The sequence below is a fragment of the Lentisphaera araneosa HTCC2155 genome, assembly GCF_000170755.1.
Lineage (GTDB): Bacteria > Verrucomicrobiota > Lentisphaeria > Lentisphaerales > Lentisphaeraceae > Lentisphaera > Lentisphaera araneosa.
Genome location: NZ_ABCK01000002.1, coordinates 23,661 through 39,888, shown reverse-complemented (window position 1 = coordinate 39,888; position 16,228 = coordinate 23,661). Strand labels below are relative to the sequence as shown.

Genomic DNA, 16,228 nt, shown 5'->3' with positions numbered 1-16,228 from the left:
TATAGTGTCCCCATTGAGTTAATTATTTTGCTTCTTCAATTTGCGTTTCGTCTTCTTGGTCTTGGCTTCCGGGAATTCCCAGAAGGGGCCTTCGCTTATGGCGTCGTGATGAAGTGCAAGCATGATCTTGCGAAGCTCCGCCAGTTTTTCGGGGTAGGTAGCGGCAATATTTTTCTCCTGTCCGAGATCGTTTTTGATGTTGTAAAGCTCGAAGGAAACCAATTTGCTACTCTTGACTATGGGCATATCTTCCGCACTCATGCTGTGTGATTTTTTGCGATCTTCGTCATCGGAGTGTCCGATAAGTACATAGTCGCCCATTCTCATTGAGGCTGCAGGGCTAGTTCTATAAAAAAAGCTTAGGATGGGGGTGTTACGTTTAAAGGGCTTCCCTTCAAGGACTGAACGTATGCTTACACCATCAATATGTCTTTTTGGGAGTTCTGCCCCGACAATATCGCAGAGTGTTGGTAATAGGTCGATGCCTCCCACGGGGTCATTGTATTCCGAACCAGGCTTTACTTTACCTGGCCAGCGAATGATGGCGGGGACGCGAATGCCTCCCTCCCAGGTATAGCTCTTTTTGCCGCGCAGCCCTTCGCAGGAATCTTCAGAGGTGGGACCGTTGTCGGAGGCGAGGAAAACGAGCGTGTTATCGCTCACGCCCATGTCATCCAAGGTTTTTAGGATGCTGCCGACGGCCGCATCGCTATACTCAGTCATTCCCCGGTAGGTCGCTCGTTTTTTATTCTCTCCCCGCTCGATATATTTTGTTATTAACTCTTCGGGGGCATCGAGTGGTGAGTGCGTTTCGCTAAAGGCAATGTAGGCAAAAAAGGGAGAGGTCTGTTTTTTCATCCATTCATTGGCTTCATCTGCTACTACTTGTGCCGCCCACCCCGCGATTTTACCGACTGGCTTGCCGTTACGGATAAGGCTTTTCGGGTTGTGTTTAATCAGATTATTGTCGCAGGCAAGCCAGTAGTCGAAGCCTTGCTCACTTGGAGTCGGATGCGATTTACCATCAAGGTTACCCAAATGCCATTTACCGAACATACCGGTGGCGTAGCCTTTGGTCTTCAAGGCCTCTGCAATGGTGATTTCGGAATCCGGTAGGTGCATTGGTGTATTTTTGCTCCGATAGCTATACATGCCCAACCTAAAAGGGAATCGGCCGGTCAGTAGCCCGGCGCGTGAAGGTGAGCAGTTTGGCGCTGGAGCATAGTATTCCGTGAAGCGCATTCCGTTTTTTGCAAGATTATCGATATGAGTCGTATCAACTGCTCCGCCGAAACACCCAAAGTCCTTCCAGCCCGTGTCGTCGAAATAGATGACCACCACATTGGGTGGAGCGGCTTGCACTTGGATGTAAAGCCCTATAAAAATAAGCGTTATCAATAGACTTAATTGTTTTGTTATCTTAACCATTTTTTTTCCTTATTCTAGTGATATTCATTTTCTATTCTATCGCATGGCTCCGTTCTCACACGCTTGTAAGACTTAGCCTTTTAACGGTATTTTTGGTGCTCTATTCTTAACGATGTACGCTAATTCTTGGTCCAAGGTAGACCTGGCCACCATATAGCTTCATTATGATTCTTCTGCGGTGTGCCGGGAGTCGAGCGACCATTTTCAATATAACGGCGCAATATAGCGGTAAGATCTTTCACTATTTCCTGGTGTCCGTTGATCAAGTTGTTTGTTTCCTTGGGATCGCTGGATAGGTCGTAGAGTTGCCATGTTGGCAGACCCTTCTTTTTGGCATTTTTATCTTTCGGCAAACTCAATCCGCCGGAACCCGCTGAATACTGGAGTTTCCACTTCCCTTTGCGCACAACAAACACACCGGATATCGAATGGCAAATAACGGCTTCATGTAGAGGGGTTGCTATGTCCTCGCCTTTTAGCACCGGCATTAGGCTAACGCTGTCCTCAGCAGCACTATCGGAAAGGGTCAAGGCAACGGCATCCGCGCAGGTTGCCATAATGTCTACAAGAGAGATGGTTTGGTCCGATTTGCTGCCGGGCTTGATATGTCCAGGCCAGCTAACGATAAACGGGACGCGATGGCCGCCTTCAAATGCATCGGCCTTCATGCCTCGCCAGTGATTCTGCAAATCAGTCCTCTTCTCTCTTAATTCTGTGAAGTTACATTTTGGACTTGTCCCGTTATCCGCAGTGAAGATCAGCAGGGTATTGTCGGCAATACCCCTGTCTTTCAGAGCTTTCATTATTTGTCCAACACACCAGTCGGTTTCCATCAGAAAGTCCGCATATCTACTAATGCCGCTTTTCCCCTGAAAAGGTTTTGAGGGAGCAATGGGTGTGTGAGGAGAAGTCATTGAAAAATATAGAAAGAAAGGTTGCTTTGTTTCTGCTTGCTGGTTGATGTATTCGACACTTTTCTCGGTTATTTTTGGCAATACGGCCTCGAGGTCCCATCCCTCCACGCCGATACCTTTTCCAGAGTGATAGTGAGAGGCAAAAGAGAGTTGTTTGTTTGGCACTCCCAACATCCTGCCATTTTCAATCCAGACGAAGGGCTGCCAGTTCGGAACATCATCACCGAAGTAATAATCAAAACCGCACCCGGCGGGGCCACCTTCAATCTTCTCGCTGAAATCAATTTCCTTCATTTTCTCGGTGAATCCACCGCCTTTCTTTGGCCAATCCCATCCCAAATGCCACTTGCCGATACAGGCTGTATTGTAGCCCTTCTTCTTGAGCATGCCCGGCAATGTGAGCCTGTCTTTCTCAATGAGGGGACGTTCCCATTGGCGAACAATACTTTTCTTTAACCGGCTTCGCCATGCATACCTACCTGTCAGCACGCCGTAGCGCGTCGGCGTGCAAACGGCCGACCCAGAATGCGCATCCGTAAAATGTATCCCCTGCGTAAGCAACCTATCGAGATGGGGGGTTGGGATACCGCTCTTTCCATTGAGGGCTTGTATGGAGTCTATGCCCATATCATCGGCCAGTATTAGGATGATGTTGGGCGTCTCTGTCTTGGCGGCCCCAAAGGCGAGGTGAGTCATCATTGCAGCAAGGACGGCAATACCTACCGCATTAAATAAGCTTTGTTTTGTGTTCATATTTTTCTCTTTATCAATGCACCGAACGGCTCGGATCAGGCGCGCTGTCAAGCGTCGTCTGCATCCGTCTTGTTCGGTATTTATTTCATGTTAGCGTTGCTTTTGGGCATACTGTCGATGGCCGCTTGGAGTTTCTTTCGAGCCGACTCAGCTTCCGGAGTGCCTGTGCCTGGTAAGATATTTATTTTTTCGTGGCGATCTTTAGTCTCAATAAACTTGCCGTGAGAGTAGAGTTTATAGCTTTGATCTTGTGCCCAGATAATATAGGGTTTGCCATTACCATACTCTTTGGCGGCGTTTTTTAATTTTGGATGATAATACTGGAATATCCATTCCCGTGGAGAACCTTTCTTACCGAGACACTGTGGCCAAAAAGAGCGTCCATCTAATGTGACATTAGGCAGGTTAGCACCACTTATATCTGCTAGAGTTGGGAGAAAGTCGGAGAAGTCCACAATGTCATCGCTTACTAATCCTTGAGACACAATTCCTGGGCCGTTTACGATGAGCGGAACATGTGAGCCACCGTCTGTTGGATAAGCTTTTTCTCCAACGCGTTTTTCTCCTTTGTAGGGGTAAGTGAGTGGTCTACCGGTTCCGTTGTCGGTGGTAAAGAGAACGATGGTGTTTTTGCGTAAATTTGTTTCTTCCAAAGTATCGATTATTCTTCCGATGCACTTGTCCATATAACTAACCATATCGCGATAGTTTTCGAGTTTATTAGTGCTGTTTTTGTCCTTACTATCTGGGGTTGGCACAAAGGGACTGTGAACTAAGAGCATCGGATAGTAGGCGAAGAAAGGTTGGCTTTTATTCTTTTTAATAAAATCGATTATGAAGTCCGTACAAATATCTGGACCGTAGGAATTGGGTGTGACAGGAACTTTCTTGCCATCGCGAATCAGACTTGGATTCCAAAAACGACTCCTTTCTGTTCCTGGGTAGCTCCATAAACAGTAGGTGTCAAAACCGCAGTCGGGCGCGAGAGAACCTTTTCGACCAGTGTAGAGCTGCCATTTACCTGCCACAGCAGTTGCATAGCCAGCCTCTTTCATCATGGTACCAAAAGTAGTTTCCTTCTTATCCAGGATGCCGAAGCCAACGTAGTTACGGATGCCATCTCGACCGGTCATGATTTTCACTCGGCTTGGTGTACATACGGGCTCAGAGTAGCAATGATTAAACTTCACCCCGGTTTGAGCCAGTTGATTTAAGCGCGGAGTTTTGAAATAATTACTTCCATAACAAGCGATATTATCGTAGGCGATATCATCTGCCATAATGAGAATAATATTCGGTTTGCTTGCTTGAGCATCGAGAGTCGCAAAGTTAATTGTCATGGATAATGCGACAACTGCGATCCATCTGATGGATGAGCTTATATGGTTAATCATTTTTACCTTTCAATAGAATTTTAATTTGTGTAATTTGGATATATGTCGGATTTTTACTTAGAGTTCAATTCCCAATTATCTGTGCGAAATGGCGAAGCGGGAAAACCTTCTTTGGAATATAAGTTACAATTCACGGGGTTGTCAGCCCAACCGTAGCGTACTGCAACGGGCTTCTTAACTGCTGAGGAACTAACTACCACAGATTCGATGCCATTTTTATTAACAATGACCGCATCAGCCCAAACAAACTGTTTATCTTCTCCGGCAATCGCAAAGGCCTTGAGTTTATCGCCCTTGGCTAGCAATCCGGATCCTGAGTAATCAAAATTTATGATAACCCTATCATCTGTGATTTCATAAGATTTCATAATTGGTGTAGTAGGAGTGTTTTTACCGAAAGTTTTATTGAGAATCGTGGATGCCATGCGCTTGCCCACATCTTGTTTATTCTTGGGGTGAATGTCCTTAGCTTCTCCCAAATCAATAGTACAAATTGTGAAGGTATTTGGTGCATTTTTGGTAGTAAAAATAAAACTTTCTCTGATAAAGGGCCAAATATTATTTTTTTCCACTGGTTGTGATTGAGGGCTTTTGTAATTTGGTAGTTGAACACAGTAGAATGGGAACTCCCACTCCCAAGATTTTTGCCAACTTTTGATCATTTGAGTTAATTGATAGCGATAATGTTTTGCAGAAGCAATACTTTTAGAGTTGTTTTCTCCTTGATACCAAATTGCACCCTTTATTGCATATGGGATGAGTGAATACAACATACCATTGTATAGATTCCCGGGGTAGTTTTGGTCTAATTGTGGATCTGTTTGGAGTTGAGGTTTACGTGGTTTACGCTTTTTGTTATTTGTCTCTTGACTAACTTTTTTATTCCATTCAGCCAACTTTTTTTCGTACTTGGCTTTTGCACTTTCGGGAGTGTAAGACTCGGCTTTTTCATCCAAGAGGTTTTTTCTATTTTGAGCAAATGAATCATCTGATTGATCGGACCATGGAGTCCAGGCCTCAACGCATGTGCCCCCCCAGCAAGTAGTTAGTAGGCCAATTGGAATGTTGAGTTCTTTGTGGAGTTTGCGTCCTGTGAAGTAAGCGGTGGCTGAAAACTCCGCAGCACTTGCTGGCGAACAAACCTGCCATTCACCTTGTACGACTTTAGTTTTTTGCAGGGAAGGATTTCTTTCGACTTTAAAACTTCTTATGAGAGGGAAATTGGCCTGAGCAATCTCTAATTTTGCATTTTTAGATTTAGCAATGGGCCAGCCCATGTTGGATTGACCTGAACATAACCATACATCTCCACTTAAAACGTCTTTGAGAATAATCTGATTTTTACCTAAGAAGCTTATGGAATGGGGACCACCCGCTTCAGGAGTTTGTAGTTTAACTAACCAATTACCTTCTTTGTCGGCAATCGTTTCGGCAGTTGCTCCCCAACTAGCTGTTAGCTTTATTTGTTCCCCTGGTTCAGCAGTCCCCCATATTGGTGCTTTTACATCTCTTTGAATAACCATATGATTCACAAAGAGCTGAGCAGGTTTAATATCTGCCATGACTATTGTGGATACCATACTTATAATCAGGGTTATTTTAAAAGTCAGTAATTTCATTAGTATTTTCCGAATGATAATTTTCTTGGCCTAGAGAAGCTTTTAATTATTATAGACCAAGTTAATTGACTGCTGTTACACTTTATTAAATATAAAACTTAGTAAATTAAGTCATTCATTAAGTTTCAATCTATTTTTTAAAGCTTACTTAGGTTTTAATGGCTTCTGTAAACAAATTTATGACTAAGCTTAAATTTAAACGCTCAAAGTTAATGCTTGCCTTTGAAGCTGTCACGCTTCAGTTGGAATCGATAAAACAAGAGAAAGTTTTTAATTGATCTATATTAATCCCAAACGGAGAGATCAATGAGTAAAAAAACGAGAAGAACATTTAGTGCTGAGCAAAAAGCTTTAGCTGTCAAACGCCATTTCCTGGAAGATATCCCATCATCCGAAATATGTGAAGAATTACAAATTCATCCGAATGTGTTTGCAGAATGGAGAAAGGTATTCTTTGAAAATGGCGCCTCTGCATTCAAACGCGATAAAGCCATAGAGCAACGAGAATCAGAGAAGAAGATTAATAAGCTCCAGGATCAACTAATTAAAAAAGATCAAGTGATATCTGAGATCATGAGTGAATATGTTGACTTCAAAAAAAAACTTGGGGAAACCTGAGAAATCGTTGGGTTGAGCCTAATCTGCGAGATGAAATTGTGGATTTCATAAATGATAAAAAAAGACATACCAACCTGCCTGATCAATTTTTCTTGGGAGGTCTTGGTTTAAGTTCTGGTAGACTGAATAATTGGCGTATGCGGTATGGTAAACAAAATAATCATAACGGGGCAATTCCACGTGGTCATTGGTTAGAAGAATGGGAACGAGAAAAGATTATTCAATTTTATCGTGAACATGAAACCGATGGTTACCGTCGATGTACCTATATGATGATCGATCAAGATATTGTATACACAAGTTCATCCAGTGTTTATAGAGTTCTTAAGAAAGCTGACTGTATTCGCTCATGGAACACTAAATCAAGCAAAAAAGGCTCAGGCTTTGATCCGCCTACAAAAGCACATGCACATTGGCATATGGATATTGCAAACATCAAAATCGAAGGAGTCTTCTATTTCTTGATTTGCGTTTTAGATGGCTACAGCCGTTCAATTATTTATTGGGATTTACGAGAGAGTATGAAAGACACCGATGTAGGAATTGTACAGCAGGCTGCGATAGAAAAATATCCAGATAAACAAACACGTTTCATTACAGATAACGGGAAGCAGTTTGTAGGTAAAGAATTCAAAACTTTTGTATCTGACAATGGACTATCTCATGTTACTACATCACCGTATTACCCTCAGAGCAACGGTAAATTGGAACGGTTTCATAAAACGATTAAAGAAGATTGTATTCGACGAAAAGTTCCTTTCAACTACGATGATGCTAAGCGGATCATCTCAAATTATATCGAGTACTACAATAGAGAACGTTTACACAGTGCAATTGGCTATGTCACTCCTGATGACATGCTTAACGGTCGTCAAAAAGAAATACATCTAAAGCGATATCAGAAGTTAGAAAATAGGAGAAAAGAAAGAGCCGAAAAAAATCAAATCTTGCAAAACTCTTTGTTTTGCGAACAATCCTTAACAAGTACGAATATGGAGTGCTCAAGAAATTTACGTATAAGTGCCGAAGGTCGGAGCGAAGCGACGTTATGCCGTAAAGAACTTGAACACGAACATTGAAGTGCTAGAAATGATTAGCCTAATCAATTAAAAACGATTTTTCGATTTATAGGTTTCCGCTGAACCAATACAAAGCACATTTATTTCACCTATGAAATTTAAAGTCCCGGAGTAGCATCCACTGCTTTTTTGGCTTTAGCTTTGTAATTTTTTGCAAATCTTGGTGCTGTAACCATAGTCGGCTTGTTTTTTTTGATTGGATTCGCTTCTAGTAGTTTGCCAGCTTCCAAAAGGATGGAGATTGCTTCATCTTGAACTACACCGTTACCATCGGGACCTACATTTAGGAGCAGATTCCCTCCCTTAGTATTAACATCTTTAAGTTTTTCATAGACTTGTGATGCATCTTTCCAATTGTTATAAAAAGGTGGAAATTAGGGCAAAACTATTGGTCCGGGATGATTAATTTTATCAGCCTGCTTTGATTGGCCAGGCCATTCGGCGTGGGGTGATTTCAGTTTATATTTTGGTGACGGGATTATTTTACCATTTTTAATTTTTGGTGGAGCATGTCGATGAGGCGTAGTTTTTTTGGGAATGCTGTCTCCCGTCTGTTCAGTCCATAATTGAATCATTTCTCGTGCTTGGATTAACTGTGTTTTGTATTCTGGATTTGAAGCCAGATTATTGAGTTGGTCGGGATCCTGACTAACTTTGTAGAGTTCTTCTTCTGGGCATGGATTAGCAAAAATTTGCTGCTGAACTTTGGAGGTTTTTCCCGCTGCATGGGCAAGCCATAATTCTTTTCCAGCAGGGTATTTCGTGTCTGATTCGTAAGATAGATTCATTTGATTGGGGTAGTTGTTTTTAATGTAGACAAAATCCCCAATGCGAACCATGCGTTCGTGGTTTTTATAAACGTGCCAATTATGTTCAGCAAAAATGACTTGGCGGACTTTTGTCTCTGGATTTTTTAGAATGGGTAGAAAGCTTTTGCCCTGTATGTTTTCGGGGATTTCGACCCCAGCTAATTCCAAACACGTGGCGCTTAGGTCGATTGAACTTATCAAGCTTTGAGTGACCTTTTTTTCTTTAATTATTCGAGGGAAATGAACCACCCAGGGAGTTTTTATACCGCTATCATAAAGTCGCGATTTATCTCTTGGGAAGGGGCGACCATTATCAGAAGCGACAATCAGCATTGTATTTTCGAGAATTCCTTGTGATTTAAGTTCTTCCACAACCAAGCCGATAAAATGATCAAAACGACTAACTTCATGATAATATTGGGCAAGATCTTTGCGTGTCTCAGGGCCATCATACATGTAGGGCGGAACGATGACTTTATTCTCATCATATTTGGGAGCATGGTCACTCAATTGCCAGCTCCGGTGGGCATCTGAAGAAGCATACCAAAAGAAAAAGGGCTTGTCTTTTGGGCGCTCTTTAAGGTTGGGAACCCAATTTTTTTCATTCCCAGGGCCCTCGCCTCTCGTTATCTTGTCAAAAGCTCGGTCTTGGTCTCCAAACATGTGGTTTTTGCCACAAAGAAGGGTGTAATAACCTGCTTTTCTAAGTAGTTCGGGAAAGCGAATTTGGTCATCTGGCAATTTCATATGAAGTTCTGGCGCACCGGTATTATGAGGATAGCGGCCGCTGATTATACTGCAACGGCTGGGACTGCAGCTACTTGTTGTAAGGTAGGCATTGTGAAAACGCATGCCTTTTTGAGCTAGTTCATCGATTGACGGAGTCTTGATAATTGGATGCCCATAACAGCCAAAATCACTTTGGGAGATATCATCTGAAATAAAAAATATGAAATTGGGTTTTTTATTTGCACAAGCCAATAAAGAAAAGCTTAAAAAGAGGATCAGTTTAATGTAGGACATAGTAAGTGTTTCCTTGTTGTTGATAAATTATGTTACAAAATCAGCAGTCTAATTCTTAAACTTTGACCAATTTTTCTTTCTATAAATTTGATTGATTTACTCATAAAATCCTATGCCCTGTTCAGAGTAATATCTTTAAACTCTAGCTCTTACTGGCGTTTTTTTTGAAAAAAGTTTAAAATTTTCAAGAAGTAGGTTTTTAATTGCGTGGTTTAGTAATGATTTCCAAGTCAGGTCTTTTCCATCTAAATTGAGTTTTATTGAACTGGCCTTTGTGAATTATAAGATTCTTGAGATGAGTGAATTTGGGAATGAAGTTTAGGTAGCGAATGGGAGTGTGGCTTATATCTAGAGTAACTAGTTCCAAATTTTCTAAAGGAGATATATCGTGAATTATGTTGCCGGACACGTAGAGTTCTTTTAAGTTTTTGCATTTAAGGCTTTTAAGTTCAAGTATTTGAGTATTGCTAATATCTAGAGACTCCACTGGGGAATTATTAAAATTACTACCACGACTTATAGAAGTGTTTGAGGCATTAATAGTTTTTGCAGGGAAATTTTGCAGACAGTGAGCAATTTTGATCCAGGGATTATTAGATATATCCAAGGTTTGATTTTTTGGGTCGTAAGAAAAATTAAAGGGCTCATTTTTGGGGCGATTGTGTCTTAAATCAATGACAAAGCGGCATAAGTCTAGCCGATCTTCAATTGGCATTTCTTTGTGAACTATACTGTGGAGAAGAAGTGAAAAAGTCGGCATGTCTTTGACTTTATGTAGGCGTTGGAGAATGTCTTTGCGTACATTTAATTTATTTTTATCAGAATTTTCGAGTTCTAAGTTTCTTGCAGTTTTCGCCAGTTTATAGAGACGGCCTTCCCTGATATTGGCACTCTCAAATGCTTTAATGCAAAGTTGATATTCTTCATTGGCAAAATGGAGCAAGGCTTTCAGTTTCCAAGCTTTCTTTAATTGATCATCACGCTCGAGAGCTTCCTTGCAGAAATGCATGGCGCTATCGAGAGCAAAGATTTTCAGGCTCTGCTCCGCCTGTTCTAAAAAAAGTGGAGCCGAGTCTTTTCCTCTTTGACGGTATAATTCCTGTTCTAAAAGGAGTTTTTCATTTTCTTTTTGAATGAATTGTTTTGATAGGTCCAAATTACGTACAAATACAAAACCAAGAATGACGATTAAGGACATTAGACTAAACAGCAAGCAACTCCTTAATTTATTGCGATAAATCATGAGTTTTATAAGTTTAAATAAAGAGGCATTTTCTGCGTAGGTCGCAAAACCATTGCGGTAGGCTTCGATGTCTTTTTGAAGATCTTCCACACTTTGGTAGCGATCTTCGGGTTTAAGTTGCATGGCCTTGAGGCATACGGCTTCAAGGGACTCAGGGATATTTACATCAAGTTTGGAGGGCTCTATGAAGTCACATTTAGCTGTTTTTTTGATGATGTCATTAATATCAAAACCTTTGAAAGGCTTTTCCAGAGTAAGTAATGAGTAGAGTAATGTGCCCAGTGAAAAAATGTCAGTGTGGCAAGCTTTGCGGTATTTGACTAAAGACGTTTGTTCCGGAGCCATATATCCAGGAGTACCTTTAACTGAGCCATCTAAGGTTTGATTATTAATGTCGTGTTCAAGAATGGTACAAAACTCAAGAAGTTTTTCGTCGCAAATAGTTGCCTCGATATCGGCCAGACCCCAATCACATACGACGACATCACCAAAGTTACTGATGCGTATGTTATCGGGTTTTATATCCAGATGAAGTACTCCAAGAGAATGTGAGTAGGCAATGGCATCGCAAACTTTCATGAAGATATCGAGTCTTTGATTAAGGGTGAAATCTAAATCAGGTTCTTCAAGACTTTTAGTTTTCAAAATTATGTCTGCTAGAGATTTGCCCGCAATAAATTTCATGGCAAACCAGGGTTTGTCTCCATCAATACCCATTTCATAAATGGGAACAATATTGGGATGCTGAAGTGCAGCATTTATTTTCGCTTCTCTTAGGAAAGCTTCAGTTTTTTGAGGGTCAGTATTATCCTTGAGAAAAGCCATTGCTACGCGTCTACCCGTGCGACGATCCGTACAAAGAGAAATCTCCTTTATCCCGCCCTCACTATAGGTTTCGTATTCTACAAAATTGTCTCCTTCAAATTGTAGGGAGTTGATTAAGGAGCCTTGATCTGTTTCAAAAGCTTGAATAAATAGATCGTTAATATTCTCAAAGAAGTTCTCTTCTTCACGCATGCGTGTTTACCAGCTAAGTTCAGTATTGAGACGGACAATTTCTTTGGATAAGGCTTTCTTAACGCGCATTTTGTAAACGCGAACACTCGCTTCGGCAATGCTGTATTTCTCAGCTAAGTCGGCATTGCTGAAAGTTTCTGTTAATGAGTCCTCAAAGATATTGCGATTCATCTCGCTAAGGTCATTTTTTATATTTTTCCATGCGAGGTTAGCAATATAGTTTTGCCATTCTTTTTCGGCTATCTTATCCACTTCGGCCTCGTTGACCAAATTCATTTGTTCGAGTGCATCGTTGTAGGAAATATTTTGTTTGGAATTGCGGACTGATTTTGATTTGAGGAAGTTAAAGACGGTGTTGCGAATCACACTGCAAAGCCAAGTCCGGAATTTACTTCTTTGAGCCGCTGGATCATAAGTGCGTATGCCTTTCCAAACTTTTATCAAAACGTCTTGCATGAGGTCCTCTGAATCTTCAATGTCGACTCGGAAATTCCTGATAATGACGTAGATGTAGCCTGAGTAGTATTCCACAAACTCCTCCCAAGAATTTTCATTGTTGGGGTCTTTAATTTTTTGCAGGAGTGTATGGCGCGTATTATCAGTATGCTTCAAAATGTGGTCTCTGTTTTTTGTAAATGACTAACTATATGTTGTCGACAAAGTTCAAAGCAAGTTTAAGTCCAAGAACATCGTACTATTATTGTTGTTTTCGAGCGTTTACTTTACATACAAGGTTTTTAATAACTTTGTTACAAAAAGGTTAGTGGAAAAAATTAATCAATTGGTGATTCATATTCCTGCTTTATACTTACTTTTCTGCATCCCAGTATGAGCCAGTGACGTCATCTGTAGTAGCCATGCCACCCCCTAAATTCACTAGTGTCGAATTGAATGCTTTGCTTTCAACATGACTATCAACCATTAGGTAATTGCTCTTAGAGTCGTGGTATTCTTTACCTCCATGAGTTAAGCTAACGAAAAGAGAGTTGTTCATAAAATGAGCAATGGTAATGTCATTATTTCGACTGCCCATGATACTGCTGCTTCCCCCTGTTTCTCCATAGGCAATGGTCGATGAACTTTGATTAATTGCACTAATCTTTTTACTATTCGGGGAGGGAGCATTCCCTGAAATACCTAGGAATTTTAATTGGGCGCCATTGCCTTTGCCATTGATGGCGTAGGACCTTTTATTCTCTACTGTAAAAATACTCGAAGGGCATTCATACATTTCAGCTCCTGGTGCTGAAGTGGCTTGCATTTCTGCTGTAGTTAGGCTTTCTCTCGTGTCGTATCCCGCTAAAAAATCGTCGTAAGAAATATGATTGTTTCTGTCTCTAGCGGGAAAGTAATCATTATTATCATCAGAGTATAAATAATTAATTATACCTAATTGCTTCATGTTATTAATGCATGAGGCTTTCTTTGCATTTTTTCTTGCCTTACCCAAAGATGGCAAGAGTAAGCTGGCTAAGATGCCGATTATAGCGACGACAACCAGCAGTTCAATGAGTGTAAACTTTGTCTTCATCTTCTTAATCCTTGTTAGTTTTTACTAACTGACAAGGATTCAAATGCGCTGTTACAGCAAAAGTGAAATTATTTGATTGATTTGCTTAATCTAAGAGATTTACGATGGTGTAATAGGCTTTGGTGTTGCCGAGTTTTTCACCTTTGGAGTTATTGATTTCACTAAAGTCCAAGCAGTAAACTTTTTCTTTGACGAGGGGGCAGTCGATAGTCAAAGTTTTACCATCGGCGGCTAGTTTTACAGAGCTCGCATTAATGTCTTCCAAGTCACTTTTTGGGGCGCCATATTTTCTGGAGTACTCATACCACCAGCGGGAGATCTTGGTCTGATCAATTGATTTTTCATTAATTTTTTCAGTGAACTGAACAGTGAAGCCGGAATTGGTGAGCTTTACATCGAGGATCTCGAAGGGCATGGTCTTTTTATCCCAGACGACTTTTTGCAGGCCAAAAGTTTTTGAACCACGTGAGGTCCAGCCGCGACTTGTTTGACCACTCCAGAGGGCCCCGTCTTTGTCAAATTTGAGGCGGATATTACCGCATTGGAGGCCAGAGATGAAGTCAATCACACAGCCTTGGTAGCGACCTTTGACTTCCTGAAGCGTGACGCGAAAAATGTTAGAGCGAGTTTGGTCACCGACAAAGAACTGATCTTTAAAGGGGCCGAATTTACCCGAATTATCAATCCATTCGGGGTTGCCAGGAGAATTGGCGACTTCTTCCTGAGGAATAAAAACGACGGGTAAGGTACGAATCGCATCAAATTCTTCATCCGTCATTTTTTTGAGTTGATCAACAGTAAAATCATCACGATCCTGTAGAGAAACCGGGTGTCCATAAAATTTATTAGGCAGGATTTGATGCATGGTAGAGGTGGCAACGTAGTCACCCTGATTATCGGTGTAAAAGATTTCGCCGGCAGGGTTTCTGCCCAAGCCCGCAGGAGAGCGTAGACCGGAGGCAATGGGTGTGAATTTCCCTTCGGGCGAGACTTTGTAGGCCCATCCACGCCAATCACCTAAACTTGCCATGGCACTGAGTTTGAGGCCTTTGGCAGTTGGACCAGCAGCAGTGCCGAGAGTGCCAATGTAATTTCCGTCATTATCTTTTACGCCACCAAAGTTAAATTCGTGGTAGTTATTGTGAAACTTGAACTCTCTCGTGAGTGGGATGTAGAGGTCGGCTTTGCCATCTTTATTGGAGTCAATGAGGCGCGTCATTTCTGGTTTTTGAGTTACGACTAAGGAGCCATCGTTTTCGATCAAAAGTCCGCAGGGTTCATGCAGCCCTTCGGCAAATTTGTGCCAGGTTTTATTTTGGACTTTGTAGACCCACACATCACCATAGCGTGTGGCACAGTACATATTGCCATCTTTATCGGTATCCAGGCCGGTAATGTGAAAGAGAACATTCGGGGGTGTTTCAATAGTTTGAATACTATAGCCCTTGGGATTGGCCATAGAGCTCATAGCCATAGTGAGTAATAGGAGTGAGGAGATGAAGTATTTCATTATTTTTTCTCCTTTACGGGGATTGCGATTGTGAATTGGTTTTGTTTATCGGGGTTTGGAATAAAAGCGCTTCCATTTATTTTGCCGTCTTTTGAGCTGACTTTTAATCCTGTCGGAAGGCTTAAACTCAATTTAGCTTGCTTCGAGTTTTTTAAGGCATAAGTCAATAGCAAAGATGGACCAGCGAGTTGACTCGTGATTTCAAGTTGGGACTTACCATCAGAGAAGATGAATTTGGGTTGAGGGTGGGACGAATAACCACGGTAGGCTAATTGAGTGGGCGCATTATTTATTTGAGCTTTTATGGCATCGCCAAGTTTAATTTGCGTTTTGCCGAGGGGGAGAGAGTCGTGTTGGCCTCGTTCATTAATGTTGGGCCCAATGTCGAGTGACTTGCCTTCCCAAAAAGCAGTGATGCCCGCGCTATTGGGATCAATGATATAGGTGCTGCGATCGGCATGATTAACCGCAATGCTCTCAGCGGCATAATTTTTTATGCGTTTGCGAATGATTTTAAATGACTCCCCTGCTTCAACAACGTGGGCTTTATTGATGGAGCGACGGTAGGAATCAATCGCAAGTGGAAGCCTGACTTTTCCAATGAGATCCATGTTGAAGCTCGCAAAGCGAAAAACTTTGATAAAACGTAAGTCAAAGTCATGGGCGCCAGCACTGAGTTGTATACTTTCCTTAAAGCGCTTACGCTTATCTAAGTTAAGATTGATTTTTTCTCCATCAATATAGAGTTCAAAACCCTCTGTTTGGCGAAACATACCAACGAGCTTAAAGGAGCCCGCTGCATGGCTGGGGATAATGAGTTTACCTTTATAGGCCATGGCAAATTGGTCCACTTCAGGAAGCTGGAAATTAGGGTAAGGTAATTTGCTCTGACCAGTTTTACTCGGCGTTTGTTTGTCCCAATCAATGCCGGATTCAATTGTCACATCGTGATAGATTTTATATTTCAGGTCACGTAGTCCTTCCTGGCGTGATAAAATGAAATTAGTGATATCCTGAATTTGCGCATCATTGTAGAGGGCTCCAAAAGCAATCATACCTTTGTCAGGGAAACCCTTTTTGATTGTTTCACTAATTTTTTGGGGACTATTGCCGTGAATCCATTCGTGATCCTTGAGGTTAAAGCCGACGCCGCCTTCAAGGTTTTTTCCGTGACAAGAAAAGCAGATATTATCGTATAGAGCTTTGCCTCGCTCAACTGATTGAGCATCTTGCGCTGATAAGGAGAAGAGAGATAAACTGAGTACTGAAAATAATGTTTTAATCATGGTG

General features: G+C 41.6%; 12 protein-coding genes and 1 pseudogene. 2 read left to right on the top strand and 11 right to left on the bottom strand.

All coding sequences use genetic code 11. The annotated features are described in order from the left end of the window. Positions 1-18: 18 nt before the first annotated feature. From LNTAR_RS01750 to LNTAR_RS01735, 4 genes are all read right to left on the bottom strand, one after another. Positions 19-1,428 (bottom strand): sulfatase-like hydrolase/transferase, encoded by a 1,410-nt coding sequence (locus LNTAR_RS01750; protein ID WP_007276901.1) that lies wholly within the window; start codon positions 1,426-1,428, stop codon positions 19-21. Between the two features lie 119 nt (positions 1,429-1,547). Continuing rightward, complete coding sequence (locus LNTAR_RS01745; protein WP_007276900.1) at positions 1,548-3,095, bottom strand: sulfatase family protein; 1,548 nt, start codon at positions 3,093-3,095, stop codon at positions 1,548-1,550. Between the two features lie 80 nt (positions 3,096-3,175). Then, entirely contained in the window at positions 3,176-4,489 is a 1,314-nt protein-coding gene (locus LNTAR_RS01740) for a sulfatase family protein (protein ID WP_083799917.1), read from the bottom strand. A gap of 53 nt (positions 4,490-4,542) precedes the next feature. Beyond that, on the bottom strand, positions 4,543-6,051 hold the full coding sequence (locus tag LNTAR_RS01735) for a sialate O-acetylesterase (protein WP_162026338.1): 1,509 nt from the start codon (positions 6,049-6,051) through the stop codon (positions 4,543-4,545). 363 nt (positions 6,052-6,414) lie between these two features. Here LNTAR_RS01735 and LNTAR_RS01730 point away from each other — a divergent pair, with 363 nt between their 5' ends. Beyond that, positions 6,415-6,726 (top strand): transposase, encoded by a 312-nt coding sequence (locus tag LNTAR_RS01730; RefSeq protein WP_007276896.1) that lies wholly within the window; start codon positions 6,415-6,417, stop codon positions 6,724-6,726. A gap of 38 nt (positions 6,727-6,764) precedes the next feature. Then, on the top strand, positions 6,765-7,805 hold the full coding sequence (locus tag LNTAR_RS01725) for a DDE-type integrase/transposase/recombinase (protein ID WP_007276895.1): 1,041 nt from the start codon (positions 6,765-6,767) through the stop codon (positions 7,803-7,805). Positions 7,806-7,903: 98 nt separating this feature from the next. Here the strand turns inward: LNTAR_RS01725 and LNTAR_RS28400 are convergent. The 7 genes and pseudogenes from LNTAR_RS28400 to LNTAR_RS01695 all read right to left on the bottom strand — a co-directional run. Then, positions 7,904-8,152 (bottom strand): annotated as a pseudogene (locus tag LNTAR_RS28400) (alpha-L-fucosidase); the annotation flags it as partial. A 27-nt stretch (positions 8,153-8,179) separates the two neighbouring features. Further along, complete coding sequence (locus tag LNTAR_RS01720; RefSeq protein ID WP_007276893.1) at positions 8,180-9,637, bottom strand: sulfatase family protein; 1,458 nt, start codon at positions 9,635-9,637, stop codon at positions 8,180-8,182. A 199-nt stretch (positions 9,638-9,836) separates the two neighbouring features. Beyond that, on the bottom strand, positions 9,837-11,897 hold the full coding sequence (locus LNTAR_RS01715) for a protein kinase domain-containing protein (RefSeq protein WP_007276892.1): 2,061 nt from the start codon (positions 11,895-11,897) through the stop codon (positions 9,837-9,839). Positions 11,898-11,903: 6 nt separating this feature from the next. Next, positions 11,904-12,509, bottom strand: coding sequence for an RNA polymerase sigma factor (locus tag LNTAR_RS01710; RefSeq protein ID WP_007276891.1), 606 nt, complete (start codon positions 12,507-12,509; stop codon positions 11,904-11,906). 196 nt (positions 12,510-12,705) lie between these two features. Further along, positions 12,706-13,428, bottom strand: a complete 723-nt coding sequence (locus LNTAR_RS24890; protein ID WP_007276890.1) for a type II secretion system protein — start codon at positions 13,426-13,428, stop codon at positions 12,706-12,708. A gap of 85 nt (positions 13,429-13,513) precedes the next feature. Beyond that, positions 13,514-14,938 carry a DUF7133 domain-containing protein gene (locus LNTAR_RS01700; RefSeq protein WP_007276889.1) on the bottom strand — a complete coding sequence of 475 codons (1,425 nt, stop codon included), beginning with the start codon at positions 14,936-14,938 and terminating at the stop codon, positions 13,514-13,516. Beyond that, entirely contained in the window at positions 14,938-16,224 is a 1,287-nt protein-coding gene (locus LNTAR_RS01695; protein WP_007276888.1) for a c-type cytochrome, read from the bottom strand. The genes LNTAR_RS01700 and LNTAR_RS01695 overlap by 1 nt, the downstream gene beginning before the upstream one ends. Positions 16,225-16,228 lie beyond the last annotated feature (4 nt).

Bases quoted from the DNA above. Each gene is read 5' to 3' on its own strand.
- LNTAR_RS01735 (WP_162026338.1), bottom strand. From the start codon at position 6,051: ATGGCAGATATTAAACCTGCTCAGCTCTTTGTGAATCATATGGTTATT.
- LNTAR_RS01715 (WP_007276892.1), bottom strand. From the start codon at position 11,897: ATGCGTGAAGAAGAGAACTTCTTTGAGAATATTAACGATCTATTTATT.
- LNTAR_RS01720 (WP_007276893.1), bottom strand. From the start codon at position 9,637: ATGTCCTACATTAAACTGATCCTCTTTTTAAGCTTTTCTTTATTGGCT.
- LNTAR_RS24890 (WP_007276890.1), bottom strand. From the start codon at position 13,428: ATGAAGACAAAGTTTACACTCATTGAACTGCTGGTTGTCGTCGCTATA.
- LNTAR_RS01740 (WP_083799917.1), bottom strand. From the start codon at position 4,489: ATGATTAACCATATAAGCTCATCCATCAGATGGATCGCAGTTGTCGCA.
- LNTAR_RS01750 (WP_007276901.1), bottom strand. From the start codon at position 1,428: ATGGTTAAGATAACAAAACAATTAAGTCTATTGATAACGCTTATTTTT.
- LNTAR_RS01730 (WP_007276896.1), top strand. From the start codon at position 6,415: ATGAGTAAAAAAACGAGAAGAACATTTAGTGCTGAGCAAAAAGCTTTA.
- LNTAR_RS01745 (WP_007276900.1), bottom strand. From the start codon at position 3,095: ATGAACACAAAACAAAGCTTATTTAATGCGGTAGGTATTGCCGTCCTT.
- LNTAR_RS01695 (WP_007276888.1), bottom strand. From the start codon at position 16,224: ATGATTAAAACATTATTTTCAGTACTCAGTTTATCTCTCTTCTCCTTA.
- LNTAR_RS01700 (WP_007276889.1), bottom strand. From the start codon at position 14,938: ATGAAATACTTCATCTCCTCACTCCTATTACTCACTATGGCTATGAGC.